Source organism: Pseudomonas sp. SJZ131, assembly GCF_007828705.1.
GTDB classification, from domain to species: Bacteria; Pseudomonadota; Gammaproteobacteria; order Pseudomonadales; family Pseudomonadaceae; genus Aquipseudomonas; species Aquipseudomonas prosekii.
Genome location: NZ_VIVC01000002.1, coordinates 118,198 through 140,750, shown reverse-complemented (window position 1 = coordinate 140,750; position 22,553 = coordinate 118,198). Strand labels below are relative to the sequence as shown.

Here is a 22,553-nt window from a genome sequence, read left to right as displayed (position 1 = left end):
GTCGGATTATCGGCAAATCGCGAAGCTTGTGCCAGCGGACTCTCTGGCTCACGTTTAAATAGACGTACGTAACAGACCCTCACTTAGGGTTTTATGCTCACGCGATTCGACCAAATGCAGGTTTCAAAACCAAGTACGTGCCGTGGACGCCTTGGGTTGCTTCGCGTCATGCCCCTATAATCGAGCCACTTTGTTTGTGGAGCCCGTTATGCCGAATCTACGTCTCGCCGATTTGACCGCCGAAATCGAAGCCAACGTGCGCCGTGCGTTGCTCGAAGACATCGGCAGCGGCGACATCACCGCGCAGCTGATCCCGGCCGAACGTCTGGCCAAAGCCACCATCATCACCCGCGACGAGGCCGTGATCAGCGGCACGGCGTGGGTCGATGCGGTTTTTCGGCAACTGGACCCGCGCGTGGCGGTGCACTGGCAGGTGCGCGACGGCGAACGGGTGAAAGCCAATCAGGCGCTGTTTCATCTGGAAGGCCCGGCGCGTTCGCTGCTGACCGGTGAACGCTGCGCGTTGAATTTCCTGCAATTGCTTTCCGGCGTAGCGACTCGCGCGCAGTTTCTGGCGGATTTCGTCGCGCAGACTCAGGTGAAGCTGCTCGACACCCGCAAAACCTTGCCTGGCCTGCGCCTGGCGCAGAAATACGCGGTGACCTGCGGCGGCTGCCACAACCACCGGATCGGCTTGTACGACGCGTTCCTGATCAAGGAAAACCATATCGCCGCGTGCGGTGGCATTGCGCAGGCAATCGAAGCCGCGCACAAGATTGCGCCGGGCAAACCGGTGGAAATCGAAGTGGAGAGCCTTACGGAATTGAAAGAGGCACTGGCTGCCGGCGCCGACATCATCATGCTCGACGAATTGAGCCTGGATGACATGCGCGAAGCCGTGCGCCTGAACGCCGGCAAGGCAAAACTGGAGGCCAGCGGCGGGATCAACGAAAGCACGTTGCTGCCGATCGCCGAAACAGGCGTGGATTACATTTCGATTGGTGCGATGACCAAGGATGTGAAGGCTGTGGATCTGTCGATGCGCTTGAGTTTGTAAACCTGTAGGAGCATGGCTTGCCCGCGATGGCCATTTCGCAATCGCTATCGCGGGCAAGCCATGCTCCTACAAGGTGATCGGCGCAAGAATGTGTCAGACCACCAGATTATTCATCTCGCAGTATTCTTCCCACTCGACGCCCAGCACTTCGGCCGCCTCTTTGTGCAGGACCAGCCGTGCACTCTCAAACTCTTCAGGAGTCGAGGTGTACTTGAGCGTCAGTTCCCACGGCTGCAAGCCCTGGGATTCCGCTTCGTCCTCGAACGCCCACTGAATCTGGTCTTTCTGATCGTCGGCGGGCAGGTCCTTGATCTCGTCAGCTAGCTGCGGACACTCCAGCAGGTACTTCTTCAACGCCTCTTCGTGCCTGGCTTCCTGGGTCAATTCTTTAACAGTCATGTTGTTCTCGCTGATCTGGGGAATGGAAGATGGATCTGGATCATCAAGGATCTCTCTGACGCAAATAACCGCGTAAAGCCCGGTTTGTCTGGCCTTCAGAACCATTCGGGATCATCTGAAAACAGCTTTGGGTCGCTCGTGCGAGTTCCGAATATAGGACCTTTGGCGGACGATTTATATGCATCTTTCCATCAAATTCACAAAAAAAAGCCCGCCTCCCCCGCCGACAGCTAATTTTGTGCGGAGCTCAGGAACATGTTTCAAAAAGCCGAGTCATAGCGATGTGCCATATCAGGCACTCCATAAGGAACTCAGGTGATGCGCAATTTCCCCAAGCTTTCGTCCACCCTGTTTGCAACTGGCATGGCTGCCCTTTTCCTCGGTAACGTCGCGCTGCCGAATACGGCGCAGGCGATTGAGCTGAGCTCCGACAGCACGTCTTATTACGACACCCTCGTGGCGCTGCACGAGAAGAACGGCAAGAAAGTGCTGGTCGATACGCGCTTCGGCGCCGATACGCTCTCCGAATTGCGCACCACCGTCAAATCCAACACTGACCAAATCGACAAGCTGAAGAAGACCGTCGGTGAACAAACCACCCTCATCGAAGACCTGCGGCGCGCTACCGGGACAAGCATCGGTCCGAACAGCGATGAAATCACCAAGCTCAAGCGCACCGTCGAGGAGCAGGACAAAGAGCTGAAGAAACTCAACAGCCAACTGGAAGACATGAAGAAAGCCAACGGTTCGAGTTCCAGCTCAAGCTCCAGCGAAGTCAGTGACCTCAAGCGCAAAACCAGCGAACAAGACAACGAGCTGAAAAAACTTGCCAGCCAGGTTGAAGACCTCAAGCGCAGCGCTGGGTCTAGCTCCAGCTCAAGTTCCAGTGATATGTCGAGTCTGAAGCGGGAAATGAGTGACCAGAACAGTCAGATGGACCAACTGAAGCGCTCGATCGAGGAAGTGCGAAGCAAGGTGAAATAACCACAGGAGTGGTGCCCGAGACAGGAATCGAACCTGCGACCTTCGCGTTACGAGTGCGCTGCTCTACCGGCTGAGCTACACGGGCGGTGAGCTAAACCTAGCATCGCGATTGCAGGCCGGCAAATATCCAGGGCACTTTCCCGCACACAGCAAAACGCCCCGAACCAGTCGGGGCGTTTTGTTATTCAGCGGTCAAGCGCGGGGGTGATTAAACGCCCGATGCCTTGGCTGCTGCTACGTCTTTGATCGACAGCTTGATACGGCCGCGGTTGTCCACGTCCAGTACCAGTACTTCTACTTCCTGGCCTTCTTTGAGGATGTCGGTCACTTTCTCAACGCGAGCATCGCTCAACATCGAGATGTGAACCAGACCGTCCTTGCCAGGCAGGATGTTGACGAATGCGCCGAAGTCGACGATGCGCTCAACCTTACCGACGTAGATCTTGCCGATTTCAGCTTCTGCGGTGATGCCCAGAACGCGCTGACGTGCTGCTTCAGCCGCTTCCTTGGTTTCGCCGAAGATCTTGATCGAACCGTCGTCTTCGATGTCGATCGAAGCTTTGGTTTCTTCGCAGATCGCACGAATGGTTGCGCCACCTTTACCGATAACATCACGGATTTTGTCGGTGTCGATTTTCATCGCGATCATGGTCGGAGCATTTTCCGACAGTTCGGTACGGGACTGACCAATGATCTGGTTCATCTGACCGAGGATGTTCAGGCGCGCTTCCAGGGCTTGGCCCAGAGCGATTTCCATGATTTCTTCGGTGATGCCTTTGATCTTGATGTCCATCTGCAGCGCGGTAACACCTTTGGCGGTACCGGCTACTTTGAAGTCCATGTCGCCGAGGTGATCTTCGTCGCCGAGGATGTCGGTCAGGATGGCGAACTTCTCGCCTTCTTTAACCAGACCCATGGCGATACCGGCAACCGGTGCCTTCATTGGAACGCCGGCATCCATCAGGGCCAGGGAAGCGCCGCAGACCGAAGCCATCGAGCTCGAACCGTTGGATTCAGTGATTTCCGACACAACACGAATGGTGTACGGGAACACGTCGGCGGCAGGCAGCATGGCAGCGATCGAACGACGGGCCAGACGGCCGTGACCGATTTCGCGACGACCAGCGCCACCCATGCGACCACATTCACCTACCGAGAACGGCGGGAAGTTGTAGTGCAGCATGAACGGGTCTTTTTTCTCGCCTTCCAGTGTGTCCAGCAGTTGTGCGTCACGGGCGGTGCCCAGTGTTGCAACGACCAGAGCCTGAGTTTCGCCACGGGTGAACAGCGCCGAACCGTGGGTTTTTGGCAGAACACCGACTTCGATGTTCAAAGGACGGACAGTTTTGGTGTCGCGACCGTCGATACGTGGCTTGCCGTTAACGATGTTCTCGCGAACGGTGCGGTATTCGATTTCGCCGAACGCCGCTTTGACTTCAGCGGAAGTCGGTTGGCCTTCTTCGCCGGACAGCTTGGCGACAACCTGATCCTTCAACTCACCCAGGCGAGCGTAACGGTCGGCCTTGATGGTGATGGTGTAAGCCTGGGAGATTGCGTCGCCGAACTCGGCGCGGATAGCACCCAGCAGCGCGGTGGCTTCTGGCTGTGGAGCCCAGGTCCAGGTTGGCTTGGCAGCTTCAGCGGCCAGTTCCTTGACGGCGTTGATCACCACCTGGAACTCGTCGTGAGCAAACAGTACCGCGCCCAGCATCTGGTCTTCGGTCAGCTCTTTGGCTTCCGATTCAACCATCAATACGGCTTCCGAGGTACCGGCAACGACCATGTCCAGGCTCGAAGCTTTCTGTTGTTCGTAAGTCGGGTTCAGCAGGTAGCCGGTGCTTTCGTGGAACGCAACGCGAGCAGCGCCGATCGGGCCATCGAAAGGAATACCGGAGATTGCCAGGGCAGCCGAGGTACCGATCATCGCAGCGATGTCCGGATCGGTCTTCTTGCTGGTGGAAACGACGGTGCAGACAACCTGCACTTCGTTCATGAAACCTTCTGGGAACAGCGGACGGATCGGACGGTCGATCAGTCGGGAAGTCAGGGTTTCTTTCTCGGAAGGACGGCCTTCACGCTTGAAGAAACCGCCAGGGATCTTACCGGCAGCGTAAGTCTTTTCCTGGTAGTGAACGGAAAGAGGGAAAAAGCCTTTGCCTGGATCGGCTTGCTTGGCACCAACGACAGTCACCAACACGCTGACGTCGTCGTCAACGGTGACCAATACTGCGCCGGAGGCCTGACGGGCGATACGGCCAGTCTCGAGGGTAACGGTCGACTGACCGAACTGGAATTTTTTGATTACCGGGTTCACGGTGTCCTACCTTCTTTGTGGCTCTTGGGGAACTTGTCTTCTTGCGAAATTCTTGGGCAATGTCGGGAATCGGCCCAACGCCTGTCCAGGGTAAAACGTGTATCCAGATAAAACTTGAGGCTGGGAGCCTGCCATGTGCCTGCGGGAAACCCGCTGACACACAGCAAACAACCAACCTCTAGCGCAATCGCTTATTAGCGACGCAGACCCAGGCGACCGATCAGAGCCTGATAACGACCCAGATCCTTGCCTTTCAGGTAATCCAGCAGCTTGCGACGCTGGTTTACCATGCGGATCAGACCACGACGGGAGTGGTGATCTTTACCGTTGGCCTTGAAGTGACCTTGCAGCTTGTTGATGTTGTGGGTCAGCAGTGCAACTTGCACTTCTGGCGAACCAGTGTCACCAACAGCTTGCTGGTAGTCAGCAACGATTTGAGCTTTTTCTTGAACGTCGAGAGCCATGAGGCAATCCTTTTATCAGGAAACTGTTTCAGAGAAACAGCTTCAACAGGCCAGGGACAAATCCCTGTATCTATAAATGAGTAGTGACCATGCCTGTTAACAGCCACCCTCGCCAACCTGCTGTTACACAGGCTGGTTTCGGTCATTCCGACCGAATCAGTCGACGCGGCGCGATGCGCCCGTCTTCGCTCACTTCACCGATACCGATGAAGCGACCGTTGTGATCCTGTACCCGCACCATGCCGAACTTCGGTGCATCCGGGGCGCGTACCGGCTGGCCGTTAAGCCAGTAGAACGAGCTGTGCTCCGAGAACTGCAACAACGGCCAATCCAGCAGGCCGCTGTCCGATGGCATCAGGAAGCGGTCGACCGCTTCGTTGCCGCCTTCGGCATGTACCGCTTCCAACTCTTCAAGCGTGACCGTCTGCGCCAGCGTGAAAGGCCCGGCCTGGGTACGTCGCAATTCTGCAACGTAAGCGCCACAACCGAGTTGCTCACCAATATCCTCCACCAGAGTGCGGATATAGGTGCCTTTGCTGCAATCCACCGCAAGCCGCGCAGTATCACCCTCAAAGGCCAGCAATTCCAAGCGCGCAATAGTAACAGAACGCGGTTCACGCTCCACTACTTCGCCTGCACGGGCCAGCTTGTACAGCGGCTGGCCATCACGCTTGAGCGCCGAGTACATCGGCGGTATCTGACTGATTTGCCCACGAAAACCGGGCAAGGCAGCTTCGACATCGGCGCGACCAACGGTCACCGGACGCTCCTGCAAAACCTCACCTTCGGCATCCGCCGTGGTGGTGGTCTTGCCCAGTTGCGCCAGGGTTTCATAGGCCTTGTCGGAATCGAGCAGGTACTGCGAAAACTTGGTGGCCTCGCCGAAGCACAACGGCAGCACGCCGGTGGCCAGCGGATCGAGACTGCCGGTGTGCCCGGCTTTCTCGGCGTTCAGCAACCAGCGAACCTTCTGCAACGCCGCGTTGGAGGTGAACCCCAACGGTTTGTCGAGCAGGATGATGCCGCTGACGTTACGACGGATACGTTTGACCTGAGCCACCGATTACTCCTTGGCGTCTTCGGGTTCAGCCGCTACCGGGTGCTGATTGTCTTCAGCCACCGCACGCTCGATCAGGGCCGACAGGTGCGCGCCACGCACGACGCTTTCGTCGTAGTGGAAGTGCAACTGCGGAACGCTGCGCAACTTCATTTCGCGGGCCAACTGCATACGCAGGAAACCGGAGGCGGAGTTGAGCACTTTGATGCTTTGCGCGATATCTTCGGCGCTGTCCTGGCCCATCACGGTGATGAAGATCTTGGCGTGACCGACGTCACGACTGACTTCAACAGCGGTAATGGTGACCAGGCCGACGCGCGGGTCTTTGACTTCACGACGGATCAGCTGTGCCAGCTCACGCTGCATCTGATCGCCGATACGTTGGGTACGGCTGTATTCTTTTGCCATGTCTTGTTACCTGTTACTGCCTCACGGTGAAACCCGTGGGGTCTGAAAGCGGCAAACGCCCGGCCTGACAAAAGCCAGACCGGGCGTTGCGTTTAGAGTCCTGACGCTGTGCCGCGCATTTGCATGCAGCGGCTCATCGTGGCCCTTGAAGTACGCGAGTCAGAGGCTGCGAGCAACCTGAACCTTCTCGTAAACTTCGATCTTGTCGCCAGGCTTGACGTCGTTGTAGCTCTTGACGCCAATACCGCATTCCATGCCGGCACGTACTTCGGAAGCGTCATCCTTGAAGCGGCGCAGGGATTCCAGCTCGCCTTCGAAGATAACGATGTCTTCACGCAGTACACGGATTGGACGGTTACGGTGAACAACACCTTCGATAACCATGCAACCGGCGATCGCGCCAAACTTCGGCGAACGGAACACGTCACGCACTTCAGCGATACCCAGGATGTTCTCGCGAACATCGCTGCCCAACATACCGGTGAGGGCTTTCTTGACGTCTTCGATGATGTCGTAGATCACGTTGTAGTAACGCATATCCAGGCCTTCCTGCTCGACGATCTTGCGCGCGCCAGCATCGGCACGCACGTTGAAACCGAACAGTACAGCGTTGGAAGCCAGTGCCAGGTTGGCGTCGGATTCGGTGATACCACCGACACCGCCACCGACAACACGCACTTGCACTTCGTCGTTACCCAGGCCATTCAAGGCGCCGTTCAACGCTTCCAGCGAACCACGGACATCAGATTTGAGGACGATGTTAAGCGTCTTCTTCTCTGCCTGGCCCATGTTCTCGAAGATGTTTTCAAGCTTGCCGGCGTGAGCGCGGGCCAGTTTGACTTCGCGGAACTTGCCTTGACGGAACAGAGCCACTTCACGGGCTTTCTTCTCGTCCGACAGCACGCTCATCTCGTCGCCAGCGTCCGGAGTACCGTCCAGGCCGAGGATCTCGACAGGGATGGAAGGACCGGCTTCTTTGATTGGCTTGCCGTTTTCGTCGAGCATGGCACGTACACGGCCGTAGTTCGAACCGACCAGAACCATGTCGCCTTGGCGCAGGGTACCGTCTTGAACCAGCACGGTAGCCACCGGGCCACGACCCTTGTCGAGACGCGATTCAACTACAACACCGCGGCCAGGAGCGGAAGGCGTCGCCTTCAATTCCAGAACTTCGGCTTGCAGCAGAACAGCTTCGAGCAACTCGTCCACGCCAGTACCGACTTTCGCCGAAACCGATACGAACGGGGTGTCGCCGCCCCACTCTTCCGAGGTCACGCCGTGAACCGACAGTTCGCTACGGATGCGATCGAGATCGGCGCCTGGCTTGTCGATTTTGTTCACGGCTACTACCAGAGGAACACCGGCAGCCTTGGCGTGCTGGACAGCTTCAATAGTCTGCGGCATTACGCCGTCGTCCGCTGCAACTACCAGGATCACGATGTCGGTCGCCTTGGCACCACGGGCACGCATTGCGGTAAACGCGGCGTGACCCGGGGTGTCGAGGAAGGTGACCATGCCGCGTTCGGTTTCAACGTGGTATGCACCGATGTGCTGGGTGATACCGCCGGCTTCGCCTGCAGCTACCTTGGCACGACGGATATAGTCGAGCAGCGAGGTTTTACCGTGGTCAACGTGGCCCATTACGGTCACAACTGGCGCGCGGGAGAACGTCTCGCCTTCAAACTTCAGGGACTCGGCCAGGGAATCTTCCAGGGCGGTGTCGCTGACCAGGGTCACTTTGTGGCCCAGTTCTTCGGCTACCAGTTGAGCAGTTTCCTGATCAAGCACCTGGTTGATGGTCGCTGGAGTACCCAGTTTGAACATGAACTTGATGATTTCAGCAGCCTTGACCGACATCTGCTGGGCGAGATCGCCAACAGTGATGGTCTCGCCGATCTGCACGTCACGCACGACAGGGCCGGTTGGGCTCTGGAAACCGTGAGCGTTGCGCTTCTTCAGCTTGGCCTTGCCACGACCACCACGACGGAAGCCATCGCTTTCTTCGTCGGTAGTGCGTGGCGCAACACGTGGAGCAGGCGCTTTTTCTTTGACCGAAGCACGATGCGGAGCGTTTTTGCGCTCGCCATCGCCACCGCCGCTACGACGATTGTTATCGTCAGCGCGTGGTTTGTCCGGACGACGCTGATCGTTCGGCTTGCGGTCGGCCGAAGGAGCCGGTGCAGCAGCCGGAACCGGAGCGCTTTCGCGAACAGGTTCGGCAGCCGCAGCAGGCGCTGCGACAGCATCGTTAGTAGCGTTTTGCGCAGTTGCAGGCTGGCGACGCGCTTCTTCTTCGGCGCGACGCTTGGCTTCTTCTTCAGCCTTCTGACGAGCAGCATTTTCTACTGCGCGACGTTCATCCAGTTCGCGTTTGCGCTCGGCTTCGATTTCTTCCGGGCTGCGTTGTACGAAAACTTTCTTCTTACGGACTTCAACGCTGATGCTTTTACTGCCAGCAACACGCAGGGTGCTGGTGGTTTTACGCTGCAGTGTAATCTTGCGTGGTTCTTCCACTTTCGCCTTGTGACTGCTTTTCAAGTGAGTCAGCAAAGATTGCTTCTCACTGTCAGTCACATGTTCTTCGGCGGCGGTGTGCGGCAGACCTGCCTCACGCATCTGCTGCAACAGGCGCTCTACCGGTGTTTTGACCTCATCGGCCAGTTGTTTCACCGTGACTTGCGTCATGCACTTCTCTCCTCAGGCCGCGCCTAATTACTCGAACCAGTGGGCTCGGGCGGCCATGATCAACTTGCCGGCACGATCATCGTCAATGCCGTCGATGTCGAGCAGGTCGTCAATAGACTGCTCGGCCAGGTCTTCGCGGGTAATTACGCCGCGCACCGCCAGTTCCATCGCCAAATCCTTGTCCATACCCTCAAGCGAGAGCAGGTCTTCGGCCGGATGGGCGTCTGCCAGCTTTTCCTCAGTAGCGATGGCTTTGGTCAACAAACGATCCTTGGCGCGAGCGCGAAGCTCGTTGACGGTTTCTTCGTCAAAGCCGTCGATGTTGAGCATTTCTTCCAACGGTACGTAGGCAATCTCTTCCAGGCTGGTGAAGCCTTCATCTACCAGCACCTGTGCCAGATCTTCGTCGACTTCCAGCTCGTCGATGAAGTTGCGCAGGATGTCGCCGGTTTCTGCTTGCTGCTTAGCCTGGATGTCCGATTCGGTCATCACGTTCAGGGTCCAGCCAGTCAACTGGCTAGCCAGACGCACGTTCTGACCACCGCGACCGATGGCCTGAGCCAGATTGTCTGCGCCAACGGCGATGTCCATTGCATGGGCATCTTCGTCAACGATAATTGCCGCCACTTCAGCCGGCGACATTGCGTTGATCACGAACTGCGCCGGGTTATCGTCCCACAGGACGATGTCGACACGTTCACCGCCCAACTCACCCGACACTGCCTGGACGCGCGAACCGCGCATACCAATGCAAGCGCCTTGCGGGTCGATGCGTTTGTCCTTGGAACGGACCGCGATCTTGGCACGCGAACCCGGGTCACGGGAGGCAGCCATTACTTCGATCAGGCCTTCAGCGATTTCCGGCACTTCGATGCGGAACAACTCGATCAGCATTTCCGGCGCGGTACGCGACAGGATCAGCTGCGGGCCGCGGTTCTCGGTGCGGATTTCCTTGAGCAGCGCACGCAAACGCACGCCGACACGGAAGGTTTCGCGCGAAATGATGTCTTCACGAGCCAGCAACGCTTCAGCATTGTTGCCCAGATCGACGATCACGTTGTCGCGAGTCACTTTCTTCACGGTGCCGGAGATGATTTCCCCCAGGCGTTCGCGGTAAGCGTCGACAACTTGTGCGCGCTCGGCTTCGCGTACTTTTTGCACAATGACTTGCTTGGCAGTCTGTGCAGCAATACGGCCGAACTCGATGGATTCGATTTTTTCTTCGACTACCTCACCGACCTGAGCACCCGGATGCGTTTCTGCAACCTTGCTCGGCCAGGTTTCGATGGCCGGATCGTCAAGATCTGCTTCTTCGACGACCGTCCAGCGACGGAATGTCTCGTAAGCACCGGTGTGGCGATTGATTTCCACACGCAGATCGACTTCGTCCTCGAAACGTTTTTTGGTAGCAGTGGCCAGAGCCAGCTCCAGCGCTTCAAAAATTACGTTTGCCGGTACGCCCTTTTCATTGGATACCGACTCAACAACCAGCAGTACTTCTTTGCTCATCGTACGCCTCGCCTTTCGCAAGCCATTGGATCCGCGGGATCCGCGTCTCAGTCAAAACTGGGAATAATGTTGGCCTTGTCGATCATATCGATCGGCAACAGAAACTCGTGGTCTTCAACCTGCACCACGACGTCCTGCTCTTCTACACCGCGCAGAAGGCCCTGAAAGTTGCGTCGGCCTTCGAAAGGCGAGCGCAGCTTGATCTTCACTTGTTCACCGGCAAATTTTGCAAACTGCTCAATAGTGAACAGTGGGCGTTCCATGCCAGGCGAGGAAACTTCAAGGGTGTACTCAACGGCGATCGGATCTTCAACATCCAGGACACCGCTGATCTGGCGGCTGACGATGGCACAATCGTCCACCAGCACGCCGCCTTCTTTATCGATATAAACGCGCAACATTGAGTGGCGACCTTGAGCCGAAAACTCAATACCCCAGCATTCATAGCCTAGGGCCACGACCACCGGGGCCAGCAAGGCCTGCAACTCTTCTAGCTTGCTCGACACCTGAACCCCCTCGTGCATGTATGTGCATGCTATGCAAAATAAAAAAATGGGCGAAACGCCCATCCTTGAAACGCCGTCGAACAGCGGCGTTGAAAGTGTCCAGCTAACAAAAAGCCCCTTAAAAGGGGCTCCTGAAACTGGTTGCGGGGGCCGGATTTGAACCGACGACCTTCGGGTTATGAGCCCGACGAGCTACCAGACTGCTCCACCCCGCGACAAAGCTGGGGCGGAAGTATACGACCGATCCCTGACAGGGTCAATGTAACCTTCCACCTACAAGAAAGCCCGCAACAGCGGGCTCTCCTGATAATTGGTACCGAGAAGGGGACTCGAACCCCTACACCCTATGGGCACAACCACCTCAAGGTTGCGTGTCTACCAATTCCACCACCTCGGCAATACTACGTTTGAAACCCTCTTCTTACTTCTGCTCTTGAGCTGGAGGTACGTCAGTCGCTGGAGTAGCCGACTTTTGCTCTTGAAGCACCGGGACATCATCAGAAGCCGGTTGCTGCTTTGGAACTTCCAACACTGCCGGGTTTGGCAAACCTACTTGAGTCAGCTCATGAGCTTTCTCTTTAGCAAAGTAACCTAACCCTAAGCTGGTTATGAAGAAACCGGCGGCAAGTATAGCAGTAAACTTACTAAGAAAGGTAGAGGAACCTTGGCTTCCGAACACAGTATTTGAAGCACCTGCTCCGAAAGACGCGCCAGCGTCCGCACCTTTACCCTGCTGCAGCAATACCAGAGCAACTACGCCCAATGCACCCAGCAGATGAAAAACGACTACGACTGTTTCCAGCATTTTTTCAGTTTCCCGCGGCGCGACAGATCGCACCGAACTCATCTGCATTCAGGGAAGCTCCACCAATGAGCCCCCCATCGATATCCGGCATGCCGAACAGTTCGACCGCATTGGCCGCCTTCACGCTGCCGCCGTATAGAAGCCGCACACCTTGCGCGACTTCAGAATTCTCTGCCGCCAACTGAGCGCGAATGGCTGCGTGCACATCCTGCGCCTGTTGCGGCGAAGCAGTCAGCCCGGTGCCAATGGCCCAGACCGGCTCGTAAGCAATTACTGCGTTTGCAAACACACCGACACCCAGCTCCTCGATGATGCTGCCCAGCTGACGCCCGACAACCTCAAGAGTTTTTCCAGCTTCGCGCTGCTCAAGGGTTTCCCCTATGCACAACACCGGAATCAAGCCACATGCCTGTGCCGCTGCGAACTTGCGAATGAGTGCTTCATCATTCTCGCCGATGATCTGGCGACGTTCGGAGTGGCCCACAAGTACCAGTGAGCAACCCTCTTCAGCCAGCTGACTCGGTGCAACTTCACCGGTCAACGCACCTTGTTTGGATTCCACCGCAGCGTTCTGCGCGCCGACCTTGATCGACTTGCCTTCCACACCATCAATCACTTGATTGATATGCAGAAAAGACGGGAATACCGCTACTTCAACACCGCTCGGCAAGGCCAGGTTACCCAGCCCGTTGATCAGCTCAGCGACGCTGGCGCGGGTACCGTGCATCTTCCAGTTACCAGCTACCATAGGGCGACGCATGCTGTACCTCGTCGGTCAAAGTGGGCGCAGATGTTACCCAACACAATGAAGGCTGGCAAGCCGAATTCAGGCAGAAACTTCACTTACCAGTTTTGCCAGCTCTTCGGCGTAACCACGAACCTGTGTTTCGTCCTCGCCTTCGACCATGACGCGCACCAATGGCTCGGTCCCGGACTTGCGCAACAACACGCGTCCACGCCCCGCCATCGCCTGGGTAACGCGCTCGCTGGCTTCCTTGACCGCCGGGTGATCCAGAGGGCTCGCACCGCCACCGAAACGCACGTTGATCAGCACTTGCGGGCACTTGCGCAGCGCTTGACGTGCCTGGGCCAGTCCTTCGCTACGACGCTTGAGCGCCATCAACACCTGCAGCGCCGCGATAATCGCGTCACCGGTAGTTGTGTGATTGAAGCAAACGATATGCCCGGAGTTCTCGCCACCGACCAGCCAGTTGCGCTCCAGCAGATCAGCGATCACATAACGGTCACCAACATTGGCGCGCACGAAAGGAATCGCCAGATCCGCCAGGGCAAGCTCAAGCCCGAGGTTGCTCATCAGGGTGCCGACAACGCCGCCCTGCAATTTTTCACGCTCATGCAGATCGCGAGCAATGATGAACAGCAGTTCGTCACCATCAACGATAGCGCCAGTGTGATCGACCATCAGCACCCGATCGCCATCGCCGTCGAAGGCAATACCCAGGTCAGCGTGCTCGGCCAACACCGCCGCTTGCAGTTGACCCATGTGGGTCGAACCGCAGTTGTCATTGATGTTCAGGCCATTCGGCTGAGCCGAGAGCACAACCACTTCGGCGCCCAATTCACGGAACACGCTAGGCGCCACTTTGTAGGTGGCACCGTGGGCGCAGTCGATGACGATTTTCAGACCGGCGAAATTGGTGCCGGTCGGGACGCTGCTTTTGCAGAATTCAATGTAACGACCCGATGCGTCGTTGATGCGCGATACCTTGCCGATCTTGCTCGACTCGACCACGGTCATCGGGGTGTCGAGCAGCTCTTCGATCATCAGCTCGACTTCATCAGGAAGCTTGGTGCCCTTCCCGGAGAAAAACTTGATGCCGTTGTCATCGTGCGGATTGTGCGAAGCACTGATCACGATGCCGGCTTCGGCATGGAAAGTCCGGGTCAGGTAAGCAATGGCCGGGGTCGGCATCGGACCCAGCAGCATCACATCGGCACCGGCCGACGTCAGCCCGGCCTCCAGCGCCGATTCAAACATGTACCCGGAAATGCGCGTGTCCTTGCCTACCAGAACCTTGCACGCCCCCATCTTGCGGAACGCCATACCGGCGGCCCAGCCAAGCTTGAGCATGAAGTCCGGGGTGATCGGATACTCGCCGACCCGACCACGAATGCCGTCGGTACCAAAATATTTCTTAGTCATAAGTGCTCCATCATTCTTATTCGGCTGATTCCACTGCGGCGATCATCCGCACTACATCGACGGTTTCGGCGACATCATGGACGCGCAATATACGCGCCCCTTTGACCGAAGCCAGCGCGGCGAGTGCCAAGCCGCCAAAAAGACGCTCTCCAACCGGGCGATTCAACGCCAGACCTATCATGCTCTTTCGCGAAACCCCGACCAACAGGGGCCGCCCCAAGGCATGCAGGGCTTCCATATGTTTGAACAAGCTTAGATTGTGTTGCAGGGTTTTTGCGAAGCCAAACCCCGGATCGAGGATGATCCGCTCAGCAGGAATACCCACCGAAGCGCACTGCGCCATGCGCTCGGCGAGGAAATCGCCGACCTCTTTAGTCACGTCGTGATAATGGGGATTATCCTGCATGTCGCCCGGCTCGCCGAGCATATGCATCAGACACACCGGCAGCCCGGTAGCCGCCGCTGCATCCAGGGCACCGTCGCGCCGCAACGAACGCACATCATTGATCAAGCCCGCTCCCAGTCGTGCAGTTTCGCGCATGACGGCTGGCGTAGACGTATCAACCGAGATGATCACGTCCAGCTCACGGTTGATCCGTTCGACGATCGGCGCTACGCGCTCAAGCTCTTCGATCGGAGAAACCGCTCGGGCGCCCGGCCGGGTCGATTCGCCACCGACATCAATCAGCGTCGCGCCGGCCAGCACCATGGCCTCGGCGTGCCGCATCGCGGCATCGAGCTGACTGTAACGACCGCCATCGGAAAAAGAATCAGGGGTAACGTTGAGAATGCCCATGACATGCGTATGGGCCAAATCAAGAACCCGGTTGCCGCAAGGCAACCGGGTCAGGGACTGAACAGAAGTCATTTCAAACCTTAAACGTCAGCAGCTGGGCCGCCGATAGGTGTTTCCGGACGTGGTTCCGGCGCGACCGGAGTCGTTCCGGTAGGACCAGCACCGCCACCCGACCAGTCACGCGGCTCGCGCGGCGTGCGACCAGCCATGATGTCGTCGATCTGATCAGCATCGATCGTCTCGTACTTCATCAGCGCATCAGCCATGGCGTCGAGCTTGTCGCGGTTATCCGTAAGGATCTGTTTGGCCGTGCCGTAGCATTGGTCAATGATGCTGCGCACTTCGGAGTCGATCAGCTTGGCTGTCTCACCGGAGAAGCTTGCACTCTGACCACCACCGCCGCGACCGAGGAATACTTCACCCTCTTCTTCGGCATACATCAACGGACCGAGCTTTTCCGACAGGCCCCACTTGGTCACCATGTTCCGTGCAATCTGGCTGGCACGCATGATGTCGTTCGATGCACCGGTGGTGACACCGTCGAAGCCCAAGGTCATTTCTTCTGCGATACGACCGCCATACAACGAGCAGATCTGGCTGATCAGTGCGCGTTTGGACAGGCTGTAGCGATCTTCTTCCGGGAGGAACATGGTCACACCCAACGCACGACCGCGCGGGATGATCGAAACCTTATAGACCGGATCATGCTCAGGCACGACACGACCAACAATGGCGTGGCCAGCCTCGTGGTAAGCAGTGTTCTGCTTCTCTTTCTCGGACATGACCATCGATTTGCGCTCGGCGCCCATCATGATCTTGTCTTTGGCCAGTTCGAACTCTTTCATTTCAACGATGCGCTTGCCGGTACGGGCAGCAAACAACGACGCTTCGTTGACCAGGTTGGCCAGGTCGGCACCGGAGAAGCCCGGAGTACCACGAGCGATCACTGCCGGAGCAACGTCGTCACCCATAGGCACTTTGCGCATGTGAACCTTGAGGATCTGCTCGCGACCACGAATATCCGGCAGCCCTACTACAACCTGACGGTCGAAACGGCCTGGACGCAGCAAGGCTGGGTCGAGTACGTCTGGACGGTTGGTTGCAGCGATGACGATGATGCCGTCATTCATTTCGAAGCCGTCCATCTCCACCAGCAGCTGGTTGAGAGTCTGCTCACGCTCATCGTGACCACCGCCCATGCCAGCGCCACGATGGCGGCCGACGGCGTCGATTTCATCGATGAAGATGATGCAAGGTGCGTGCTTCTTGGCTTGTTCGAACATGTCGCGGACACGGCTCGCACCGACACCGACAAACATTTCCACGAAATCAGAACCGGAGATGGTGAAGAACGGCACTTTTGCTTCGCCGGCAATTGCCTTGGCGAGCAAGGTTTTACCGGTACCCGGAGGACCGACCATCAGCACACCGCGAGGAATGCGACCACCCAGACGCTGGAACTTGCCCGGATCGCGCAGGAACTCGACCAGTTCGCCAACTTCTTCTTTGGCTTCGTCGCAACCGGCGACGTCACCCAAGGTAGTTTTCACCTGATCTTCGGAGAGCAGGCGCGCCTTGCTCTTGCCAAAGCTCATCGGCCCGCCCTTGCCACCAGCACCGCCCTGCATCTGCCGCATGAAGAACATGAAGACGGCGATGATCACCAGGATCGGGAAGCTTGCAACCAGGAGCTGAGTCCAGATGCTTTGCTGTTCTGGCTGCTTGCCTTCGACTACAACGTGGTTGTCCACGAGGTCGCCGATCAGGCCATTGTCCTGAATTGCCGGACGAATGGTCTTGAAGCTGTCGCCATCATTGCGTTTGCCGGTAATTACATAGCCATCAACCGCTACGCGCTCGACCTTGCCATCCTTGACCTGCTGGATGAAGTCGGAATAGTTGAGGGTCTGCGGCTCGTTAGGGCTGGAGAAGTTGTTCATCACCGTCACGAGGACTGCCGCGATGATCAACCACAGGATCAGATTCTTTGCCATATCGTTCAATTAACTACCCTCTGAAGCAAGCTCCGCTACTGGCGCGCGCTTCGCATGATATTCACCGGCCTAACTTACTACATTACCTACGGCTCTGGCAGGCGCCGTCTGTAACCCTTTGTGAAACACTTTCTACACAATATTCGCTATTGCCTACAGGACGAAATACGAAAAACCTATCGACCTGCTGAAAAACCTCGATTTACTCGGCATGGCCACGATAGCCCCAAGCCAGCATGTATTGCTCGCGGGAACTGCCACGCGAGGAGTCCGGCTTGATCATCTGGACCTTGTCGAATTTCCGACGAGCGTCCTTCACGTAAGCATCAAACCCTTCACCCTGAAACACCTTGATCACGAAATTACCACCCGGCTTAAGTATCCGAGTCGCCAGATCAAGCGCCAGTTCACATAGAAACATGGCTTTTGGCATATCTACTTCGGGCGTACCACTCATATTGGGGGCCATATCGGAAATCACAAGGTCCACCTGCGAATTACCCACGGCCTCCAGAATCTCAGCGAGCACTTCATCCTGGGTAAAATCGCCCTTGATGAAAGTCACGTCTGGAATGCTGTCCATATCAAGGATGTCCGATGCGATCAGACGCCCCTGACCACCGATCAGCCGACTAGTGACCTGCGACCAGCCGCCGGGCGCTGCCCCGAGGTCGACAACGCTCATACCCGGACGGATCAGTTTGTATTTCTCCTGAACCTCCAGAAGCTTGTAACTCGCACGCGAACGGTAACCATCCTTCTGCGCCTGCTTCACATAGGGATCATTGACATGTCTTTGCAGCCATTTAAGGCTTGTCTTGGAACGGGCCACGGGCCACCTCGAAAATAAAACGGGTCGTGATTAACTGGGCGGTCCCGGACTCGCTCGGGTAAACTGGCCGCCGCTTTTTACAAGATCAGACGCAGGGGTCAGATTATGCCGCTCACTCAAGAGCAGAAGAAACAGTACAAATCCATTGGCCACCATCTGAAACCAGTTTTGACAGTGGCTGACAACGGTTTGACTGAAGGTGTGTTAGCCGAACTCGAACGCGCATTGGCGGATCACGAGCTGATTAAAATCAAGCTCAACATCCTCGATCGCGAGTCGCGCCTGGCGAACATTGCAGAACTGTGCAAGGTCGGCAAAGCGGACCTGGTTCAGGTCATCGGCAAGATGGCACTGATTTACCGCAAGAACTTCAGCGTCAACAAGCAGCTGTCGAACGTCCATCGCTTCAAGTGATGGCAAGGGTCAAGGGTGTGCTTCGCGCACCCTGCCGCTCCATCCAGGCACGGGTTGCAACACCAGCACCAGCCCGGAAAAACCCAGCACCAGAAAACTGAACGCCTCCCAGCGCACCGCATCCGGCCAATTCAGGCGCACGACACAAAACATCGCACACGCATAAAGCGCCATCAGCAGCAGTTGCCCGCGAATATCCCGCCATAGACTGACAAGGCCCTCGGCCTGAATCAGCACCAAAGCCTGAAATATCACACACGCTGTGGCGAAACCCACCATCAGCGCATCCAGCGCGCCTCGAATTTCATCGATCAGCAACGGTGCCAGGCCAATTTTGCCCAACACCGGTTGCAGACCGAGGTGCAGCAGCCACAGGCCACCCACCCACAACATCTGGGCCAGTTGCCAAAGCATGGCGCCCGCACGGAGCGGGCGCCTGTTTTCAGATGTGGCGGACTTCGACAATCTCGTACTCGATAACGCCACCCGGCGTTTTCACCGCGACCACATCACCTTCTTCCTTGGCGATCAGGGCGCGAGCCAGTGGCGAACCCACCGAAATCTTGCCCTTTTTGAAGTCAGCCTCGTCTTCACCGACGATGTGGTAAGTCACGCGCTCGTCAGTCTCGACGTTGGCGATTTCAACCGTGGTGCCGAAAATCACTTTGCCAGTGTGAGGAATGGTCGTGACATCAATGATGACCTGATTCTGAATCCGGCCTTCAATGTCACGAATACGCGCCTCGACCATACCCTGCTGCTCGCGGGCAGCGTGGTACTCGGCGTTTTCCTTTAAGTCGCCCAACTCGCGAGCCGTGCCGATGTCCTGGCTGAGCTTGGGACGGACGACCTTGGTCAGGTGGGTGTGTTCTTCTTCCAGGGCTTTCGCGCCCTGGACAGTCATTGGGTACTTGATCATGCCTTCAATCCTGCGTGTAGGTCCTGCAAGCGGCGCACAGTCTTCTCGGGACCGAACTTCAACGCTTCGCAGATAGCTTCGCCAGCAGCGATGGTAGTGGTGCAGTAAATCTTGTGCTGCAAGGCGTTACGACGAATGGAGTAGGAATCAGCGATCGACTGACGACCTTCGGTGGTGTTGATGATCAGCGTGACTTCGTCATTCTTGATCATGTCGACCACGTGCGGACGACCCTCGGTCACCTTGTTCACGCGGCGCACTTTCAGGCCTGCGGCTTCGATCAGCTTGGCAGTGCCGGCAGTGGCGACCACTTCGAAGCCCAAGTTGATCAGATCACGCGCCACACCTGCAACCAGTGGCTTGTCGTCATCGCGGACGCTGATGAAAGCGGTGCCGCCGGTCGGCAGCACTTCGCTGGCGCCCATCTGAGCCTTGGCGAACGCTTCACCGAAAGTGTCGCCGACGCCCATCACTTCACCGGTGGACTTCATCTCTGGGCCCAGGATCGGGTCCACACCAGGGAATTTGGCGAATGGGAACACCGCCTCTTTCACGCTGTAGAAGTTCGGAATGATTTCCTTGGTGAAGCCGATTTCTTTCAAGGTTTTACCAGCCATCACGCGAGCCGCGATCATGGCCAGGGAAACCCCGATGCACTTGGACACAAACGGTACGGTCCGGGAAGCGCGCGGGTTGACTTCGATGACGTAGATGTCCTCGCCTTGCAGCGCCAACTGCACGTTCATCAGGCCGACAACACCCAGTTCCAGAGCCATTTTCTTCACCTGCTCGCGCATCTCGTCCTGGATATGCCCAGGCAGCGAGTACGGCGGCAGGGAGCACGCGGAGTCACCGGAGTGAACGCCGGCCTGCTCGATGTGCTGCATGATTGCGCCGATCACCACATCAGTGCCGTCGCAAACCGCATCCACGTCCATTTCGATGGCGCAGTTGAGGAAGTGGTCGAGCAGCACCGGGCTGTCGTTGGACACTTTCACCGCGTCACGCAGGTAGCGCTTCAGCTCTTCTTCTTCGTAAACGATTTCCATCGCGCGGCCGCCCAGTACGTAGGACGGACGAACCACCAGCGGGTAACCGATCTTGCTGGCGGCACGAATCGCTTCGTCTTCGCTGCGCACGGTGGCGTTTGGCGGCTGACGCAGGTTCAGGCGCTCAACCATTTGCTGGAAGCGCTCGCGGTCTTCGGCACGGTCGATCGCATCAGGGCTGGTGCCGATGATTGGCACGCCGGCCTCTTCCAGAGCGCGAGCCAGTTTCAGCGGAGTCTGGCCGCCGTACTGGACGATCACGCCTTTCGGCTTCTCGACGCGGCAGATTTCCAGCACGTCTTCCAGGGTCACTGGTTCGAAGTACAGGCGATCGGAGGTGTCGTAATCGGTCGAAACGGTTTCCGGGTTGCAGTTGACCATGATGGTCTCGTACCCGTCTTCGCGCAGCGCCAGTGCCGCGTGAACGCAGCAGTAGTCGAACTCGATGCCTTGGCCGATACGGTTTGGACCGCCGCCGAGGATGATGATCTTGTCGCGGCCCGACGGCGCGGCTTCGCACTCTTCCTCGTAAGTCGAGTACATGTAGGCGGTGTCGGTGGCGAACTCGGCCGCGCAGGTGTCAACGCGCTTGTAGACCGGGAAGATTTCCAGCTTGTGACGGTGGCGACGCAGGTTTTTCTCGGTCACACCCAGCAGCTTGGCCAGACGCATGTCGGAGAAGCCTTTGCGCTTGAGCTTGAACATCATGTCGCGGTCGATGCTGGCCAGACCGAGGGTCTTGACCTTCTCTTCTTCCTTGATCAGATCTTCGATCTGCACCAGGAACCACGGATCGATCATGTTCATGCCGAAGATGTCTTCGACCGACAGGCCGGCGCGGAAGGCGTCGGCCACGTACCAGATACGTTCGGCACCCGGCACGGTGAGTTCGCGCTTGAGGATGCTCATGCTTTCCGGGTTGCTCAGGTCGAGCTTCTCGTCCAGACCGCAAACGCCCACTTCCAGGCCGCGCAGGGCTTTCTGCAGGGATTCCTGGAAAGTCCGGCCGATGGCCATGACTTCGCCGACCGACTTCATTTGCGTGGTCAGGCGCGCATCGGCTTTCGGGAATTTCTCGAAAGCGAAGCGTGGCAGCTTGGTGACGACGTAGTCGATTGATGGCTCGAAAGACGCCGGCGTAGCGCCGCCGGTGATTTCGTTCTGCAATTCGTCCAGCGTGTAGCCGATCGCCAATTTGGCAGCGATACGCGCAATCGGGAAACCAGTGGCTTTCGAGGCCAGTGCCGAAGAGCGCGAAACACGCGGGTTCATTTCGATGACGACCATGCGACCAGTGTCCGGGCAGATGCCGAACTGGACGTTGGAGCCGCCGGTTTCCACGCCGATTTCACGCAGTACCGCCAACGAGGCGTTACGCATGATCTGGTATTCCTTGTCCGTCAGGGTCTGTGCTGGCGCAACAGTGATCGAGTCACCGGTGTGCACGCCCATCGGGTCAAAGTTTTCGATGGAGCAGACGATGATGCAGTTGTCCTTTTTATCGCGGACAACCTCCATCTCGTATTCTTTCCAGCCGATCAGGGATTCGTCGATCAGCAGCTCTTTGGTCGGCGACAGGTCGAGACCACGGGCGCAGATTTCTTCGAACTCTTCACGGTTGTAAGCGATGCCGCCGCCGGTGCCGCCCATGGTGAAGGACGGACGGATGATGCACGGGAAGCCCAGCTTCTCGAGCACCGCGTTGGCCTCTTCCATGCTGTGGGCGATGCCTGAACGCGGGCAATCGAGGCCGATCGACTTCATTGCCTTGTCGAAGCGCGAACGGTCTTCAGCCTTGTCGATGGTGTCGGCATTGGCGCCGATCATCTCTACGCCGAACTTCTCCAGGACGCCTTCGCGCTCCAGGTCCAGCGCGCAGTTCAGCGCGGTCTGGCCACCCATGGTCGGCAGCAGCGCGTCCGGACGCTCTTTCTCGATGATCTTGGCAACGGTCTGCCATTTGATCGGCTCGATGTAGGTCGCGTCGGCCATGTCCGGGTCGGTCATGATGGTCGCCGGGTTGGAGTTCACCAGGATGACGCGGTAACCCTCCTCGCGCAGGGCTTTGCAGGCCTGGGCGCCGGAGTAGTCGAATTCGCAGGCCTGGCCGATCACGATCGGGCCAGCGCCGAGAATCAAAATGCTTTTTATGTCTGTACGTTTTGGCATGGGTTTGTCACTCAAATCCGCAGGTCAG

General features: G+C 57.4%; 20 protein-coding genes and 3 tRNA genes. 3 read left to right on the top strand and 20 right to left on the bottom strand.

Annotated elements, in window-relative coordinates; translation table 11 throughout:
- Window positions 1-208 precede the first annotated feature (208 nt).
- The gene (gene nadC / locus FBY12_RS07535; protein ID WP_121731717.1) at window positions 209-1,057 is read left to right on the top strand and encodes a carboxylating nicotinate-nucleotide diphosphorylase; all 849 of its coding nucleotides are present in this window, start codon (window positions 209-211) and stop codon (window positions 1,055-1,057) included.
- 93 nt (window positions 1,058-1,150) lie between these two features.
- Here the strand turns inward: nadC and FBY12_RS07530 are convergent, their stop codons facing one another.
- A complete protein-coding gene (locus FBY12_RS07530) occupies window positions 1,151-1,456 on the bottom strand; it encodes a DUF6388 family protein (RefSeq protein ID WP_145252495.1) in 306 nt (101 codons plus the stop codon).
- Between the two features lie 318 nt (window positions 1,457-1,774).
- Here FBY12_RS07530 and FBY12_RS07525 point away from each other — a divergent pair, with 318 nt between their 5' ends.
- Entirely contained in the window at window positions 1,775-2,440 is a 666-nt protein-coding gene (locus FBY12_RS07525; protein ID WP_145252494.1) for a hypothetical protein, read from the top strand.
- 9 nt (window positions 2,441-2,449) lie between these two features.
- On the opposite strand, the gene FBY12_RS07520 is transcribed toward FBY12_RS07525, so the two are convergent.
- The 16 genes from FBY12_RS07520 to rlmE form a co-directional block, all read right to left on the bottom strand.
- A tRNA-Thr gene (locus tag FBY12_RS07520) sits at window positions 2,450-2,525 on the bottom strand.
- A gap of 123 nt (window positions 2,526-2,648) precedes the next feature.
- Window positions 2,649-4,754 (bottom strand): polyribonucleotide nucleotidyltransferase, encoded by a 2,106-nt coding sequence (gene pnp / locus FBY12_RS07515; RefSeq protein ID WP_121731719.1) that lies wholly within the window; start codon window positions 4,752-4,754, stop codon window positions 2,649-2,651.
- 194 nt (window positions 4,755-4,948) lie between these two features.
- Entirely contained in the window at window positions 4,949-5,218 is a 270-nt protein-coding gene (rpsO, locus tag FBY12_RS07510) for a 30S ribosomal protein S15 (RefSeq protein WP_003176135.1), read from the bottom strand.
- A gap of 142 nt (window positions 5,219-5,360) precedes the next feature.
- A complete protein-coding gene (truB, locus tag FBY12_RS07505; protein WP_054616162.1) occupies window positions 5,361-6,278 on the bottom strand; it encodes a tRNA pseudouridine(55) synthase TruB in 918 nt (305 codons plus the stop codon).
- A 3-nt stretch (window positions 6,279-6,281) separates the two neighbouring features.
- A complete protein-coding gene (gene rbfA / locus FBY12_RS07500; RefSeq protein ID WP_121731720.1) occupies window positions 6,282-6,683 on the bottom strand; it encodes a 30S ribosome-binding factor RbfA in 402 nt (133 codons plus the stop codon).
- A 159-nt stretch (window positions 6,684-6,842) separates the two neighbouring features.
- Entirely contained in the window at window positions 6,843-9,368 is a 2,526-nt protein-coding gene (gene infB, locus FBY12_RS07495; RefSeq protein WP_121731721.1) for a translation initiation factor IF-2, read from the bottom strand.
- Between the two features lie 27 nt (window positions 9,369-9,395).
- Entirely contained in the window at window positions 9,396-10,877 is a 1,482-nt protein-coding gene (gene nusA, locus FBY12_RS07490; protein ID WP_092273475.1) for a transcription termination factor NusA, read from the bottom strand.
- A gap of 47 nt (window positions 10,878-10,924) precedes the next feature.
- On the bottom strand, window positions 10,925-11,383 hold the full coding sequence (rimP, locus tag FBY12_RS07485; protein WP_010463487.1) for a ribosome maturation factor RimP: 459 nt from the start codon (window positions 11,381-11,383) through the stop codon (window positions 10,925-10,927).
- Between the two features lie 138 nt (window positions 11,384-11,521).
- Window positions 11,522-11,598: transfer RNA gene (locus tag FBY12_RS07480), tRNA-Met, on the bottom strand.
- Between the two features lie 96 nt (window positions 11,599-11,694).
- Window positions 11,695-11,780, bottom strand: a tRNA-Leu gene (locus FBY12_RS07475).
- Window positions 11,781-11,804: 24 nt separating this feature from the next.
- Window positions 11,805-12,188, bottom strand: a complete 384-nt coding sequence (secG, locus tag FBY12_RS07470) for a preprotein translocase subunit SecG (protein ID WP_030128079.1) — start codon at window positions 12,186-12,188, stop codon at window positions 11,805-11,807.
- A gap of 4 nt (window positions 12,189-12,192) precedes the next feature.
- Window positions 12,193-12,948: a triose-phosphate isomerase gene (tpiA, locus tag FBY12_RS07465; protein WP_145252493.1), complete on the bottom strand. Its 756-nt coding sequence runs from the start codon at window positions 12,946-12,948 to the stop codon at window positions 12,193-12,195.
- Between the two features lie 66 nt (window positions 12,949-13,014).
- A complete protein-coding gene (gene glmM, locus FBY12_RS07460) occupies window positions 13,015-14,352 on the bottom strand; it encodes a phosphoglucosamine mutase (protein ID WP_092273484.1) in 1,338 nt (445 codons plus the stop codon).
- Between the two features lie 16 nt (window positions 14,353-14,368).
- The gene (gene folP / locus FBY12_RS07455; RefSeq protein WP_145252492.1) at window positions 14,369-15,220 is read right to left on the bottom strand and encodes a dihydropteroate synthase; all 852 of its coding nucleotides are present in this window, start codon (window positions 15,218-15,220) and stop codon (window positions 14,369-14,371) included.
- 8 nt (window positions 15,221-15,228) lie between these two features.
- Window positions 15,229-17,142, bottom strand: a complete 1,914-nt coding sequence (gene ftsH / locus FBY12_RS07450; protein ID WP_092273490.1) for an ATP-dependent zinc metalloprotease FtsH — start codon at window positions 17,140-17,142, stop codon at window positions 15,229-15,231.
- Window positions 17,143-17,344: 202 nt separating this feature from the next.
- A complete protein-coding gene (gene rlmE, locus FBY12_RS07445) occupies window positions 17,345-17,974 on the bottom strand; it encodes a 23S rRNA (uridine(2552)-2'-O)-methyltransferase RlmE (protein ID WP_145252491.1) in 630 nt (209 codons plus the stop codon).
- A 105-nt stretch (window positions 17,975-18,079) separates the two neighbouring features.
- Between rlmE and FBY12_RS07440 the strand changes: the two genes are divergently transcribed.
- Window positions 18,080-18,388: a YhbY family RNA-binding protein gene (locus tag FBY12_RS07440; protein WP_008005472.1), complete on the top strand. Its 309-nt coding sequence runs from the start codon at window positions 18,080-18,082 to the stop codon at window positions 18,386-18,388.
- 9 nt (window positions 18,389-18,397) lie between these two features.
- Here the strand turns inward: FBY12_RS07440 and FBY12_RS07435 are convergent, their stop codons facing one another.
- From FBY12_RS07435 to carB, 3 genes are read right to left on the bottom strand one after another with little or no spacing between them, the layout of a single operon-like run.
- Entirely contained in the window at window positions 18,398-18,802 is a 405-nt protein-coding gene (locus FBY12_RS07435; protein WP_145252490.1) for an MFS transporter, read from the bottom strand.
- 28 nt (window positions 18,803-18,830) lie between these two features.
- Complete coding sequence (gene greA / locus FBY12_RS07430; RefSeq protein WP_101209832.1) at window positions 18,831-19,307, bottom strand: transcription elongation factor GreA; 477 nt, start codon at window positions 19,305-19,307, stop codon at window positions 18,831-18,833.
- Window positions 19,304-22,525, bottom strand: a complete 3,222-nt coding sequence (carB, locus tag FBY12_RS07425; RefSeq protein ID WP_121731726.1) for a carbamoyl-phosphate synthase large subunit — start codon at window positions 22,523-22,525, stop codon at window positions 19,304-19,306. The genes greA and carB overlap by 4 nt, the downstream gene beginning before the upstream one ends.
- Between the last annotated feature and the right edge of the window lie 28 nt (window positions 22,526-22,553).

Excerpts from the sequence above, each read along its gene's own strand:
- rpsO (WP_003176135.1), bottom strand. The coding sequence starts at position 5,218 with ATGGCTCTCGACGTTCAAGAAAAAGCTCAAATCGTTGCTGACTACCAG.
- secG (WP_030128079.1), bottom strand. The coding sequence starts at position 12,188 with ATGCTGGAAACAGTCGTAGTCGTTTTTCATCTGCTGGGTGCATTGGGC.
- FBY12_RS07440 (WP_008005472.1), top strand. The coding sequence starts at position 18,080 with ATGCCGCTCACTCAAGAGCAGAAGAAACAGTACAAATCCATTGGCCAC.
- FBY12_RS07435 (WP_145252490.1), bottom strand. The coding sequence starts at position 18,802 with ATGCTTTGGCAACTGGCCCAGATGTTGTGGGTGGGTGGCCTGTGGCTG.
- ftsH (WP_092273490.1), bottom strand. The coding sequence starts at position 17,142 with ATGGCAAAGAATCTGATCCTGTGGTTGATCATCGCGGCAGTCCTCGTG.
- rbfA (WP_121731720.1), bottom strand. The coding sequence starts at position 6,683 with ATGGCAAAAGAATACAGCCGTACCCAACGTATCGGCGATCAGATGCAG.
- nadC (WP_121731717.1), top strand. The coding sequence starts at position 209 with ATGCCGAATCTACGTCTCGCCGATTTGACCGCCGAAATCGAAGCCAAC.
- tpiA (WP_145252493.1), bottom strand. The coding sequence starts at position 12,948 with ATGCGTCGCCCTATGGTAGCTGGTAACTGGAAGATGCACGGTACCCGC.
- nusA (WP_092273475.1), bottom strand. The coding sequence starts at position 10,877 with ATGAGCAAAGAAGTACTGCTGGTTGTTGAGTCGGTATCCAATGAAAAG.
- FBY12_RS07525 (WP_145252494.1), top strand. The coding sequence starts at position 1,775 with ATGCGCAATTTCCCCAAGCTTTCGTCCACCCTGTTTGCAACTGGCATG.
- folP (WP_145252492.1), bottom strand. The coding sequence starts at position 15,220 with ATGACTTCTGTTCAGTCCCTGACCCGGTTGCCTTGCGGCAACCGGGTT.
- carB (WP_121731726.1), bottom strand. The coding sequence starts at position 22,525 with ATGCCAAAACGTACAGACATAAAAAGCATTTTGATTCTCGGCGCTGGC.
- glmM (WP_092273484.1), bottom strand. The coding sequence starts at position 14,352 with ATGACTAAGAAATATTTTGGTACCGACGGCATTCGTGGTCGGGTCGGC.
- infB (WP_121731721.1), bottom strand. The coding sequence starts at position 9,368 with ATGACGCAAGTCACGGTGAAACAACTGGCCGATGAGGTCAAAACACCG.
- greA (WP_101209832.1), bottom strand. The coding sequence starts at position 19,307 with ATGATCAAGTACCCAATGACTGTCCAGGGCGCGAAAGCCCTGGAAGAA.
- FBY12_RS07530 (WP_145252495.1), bottom strand. The coding sequence starts at position 1,456 with ATGACTGTTAAAGAATTGACCCAGGAAGCCAGGCACGAAGAGGCGTTG.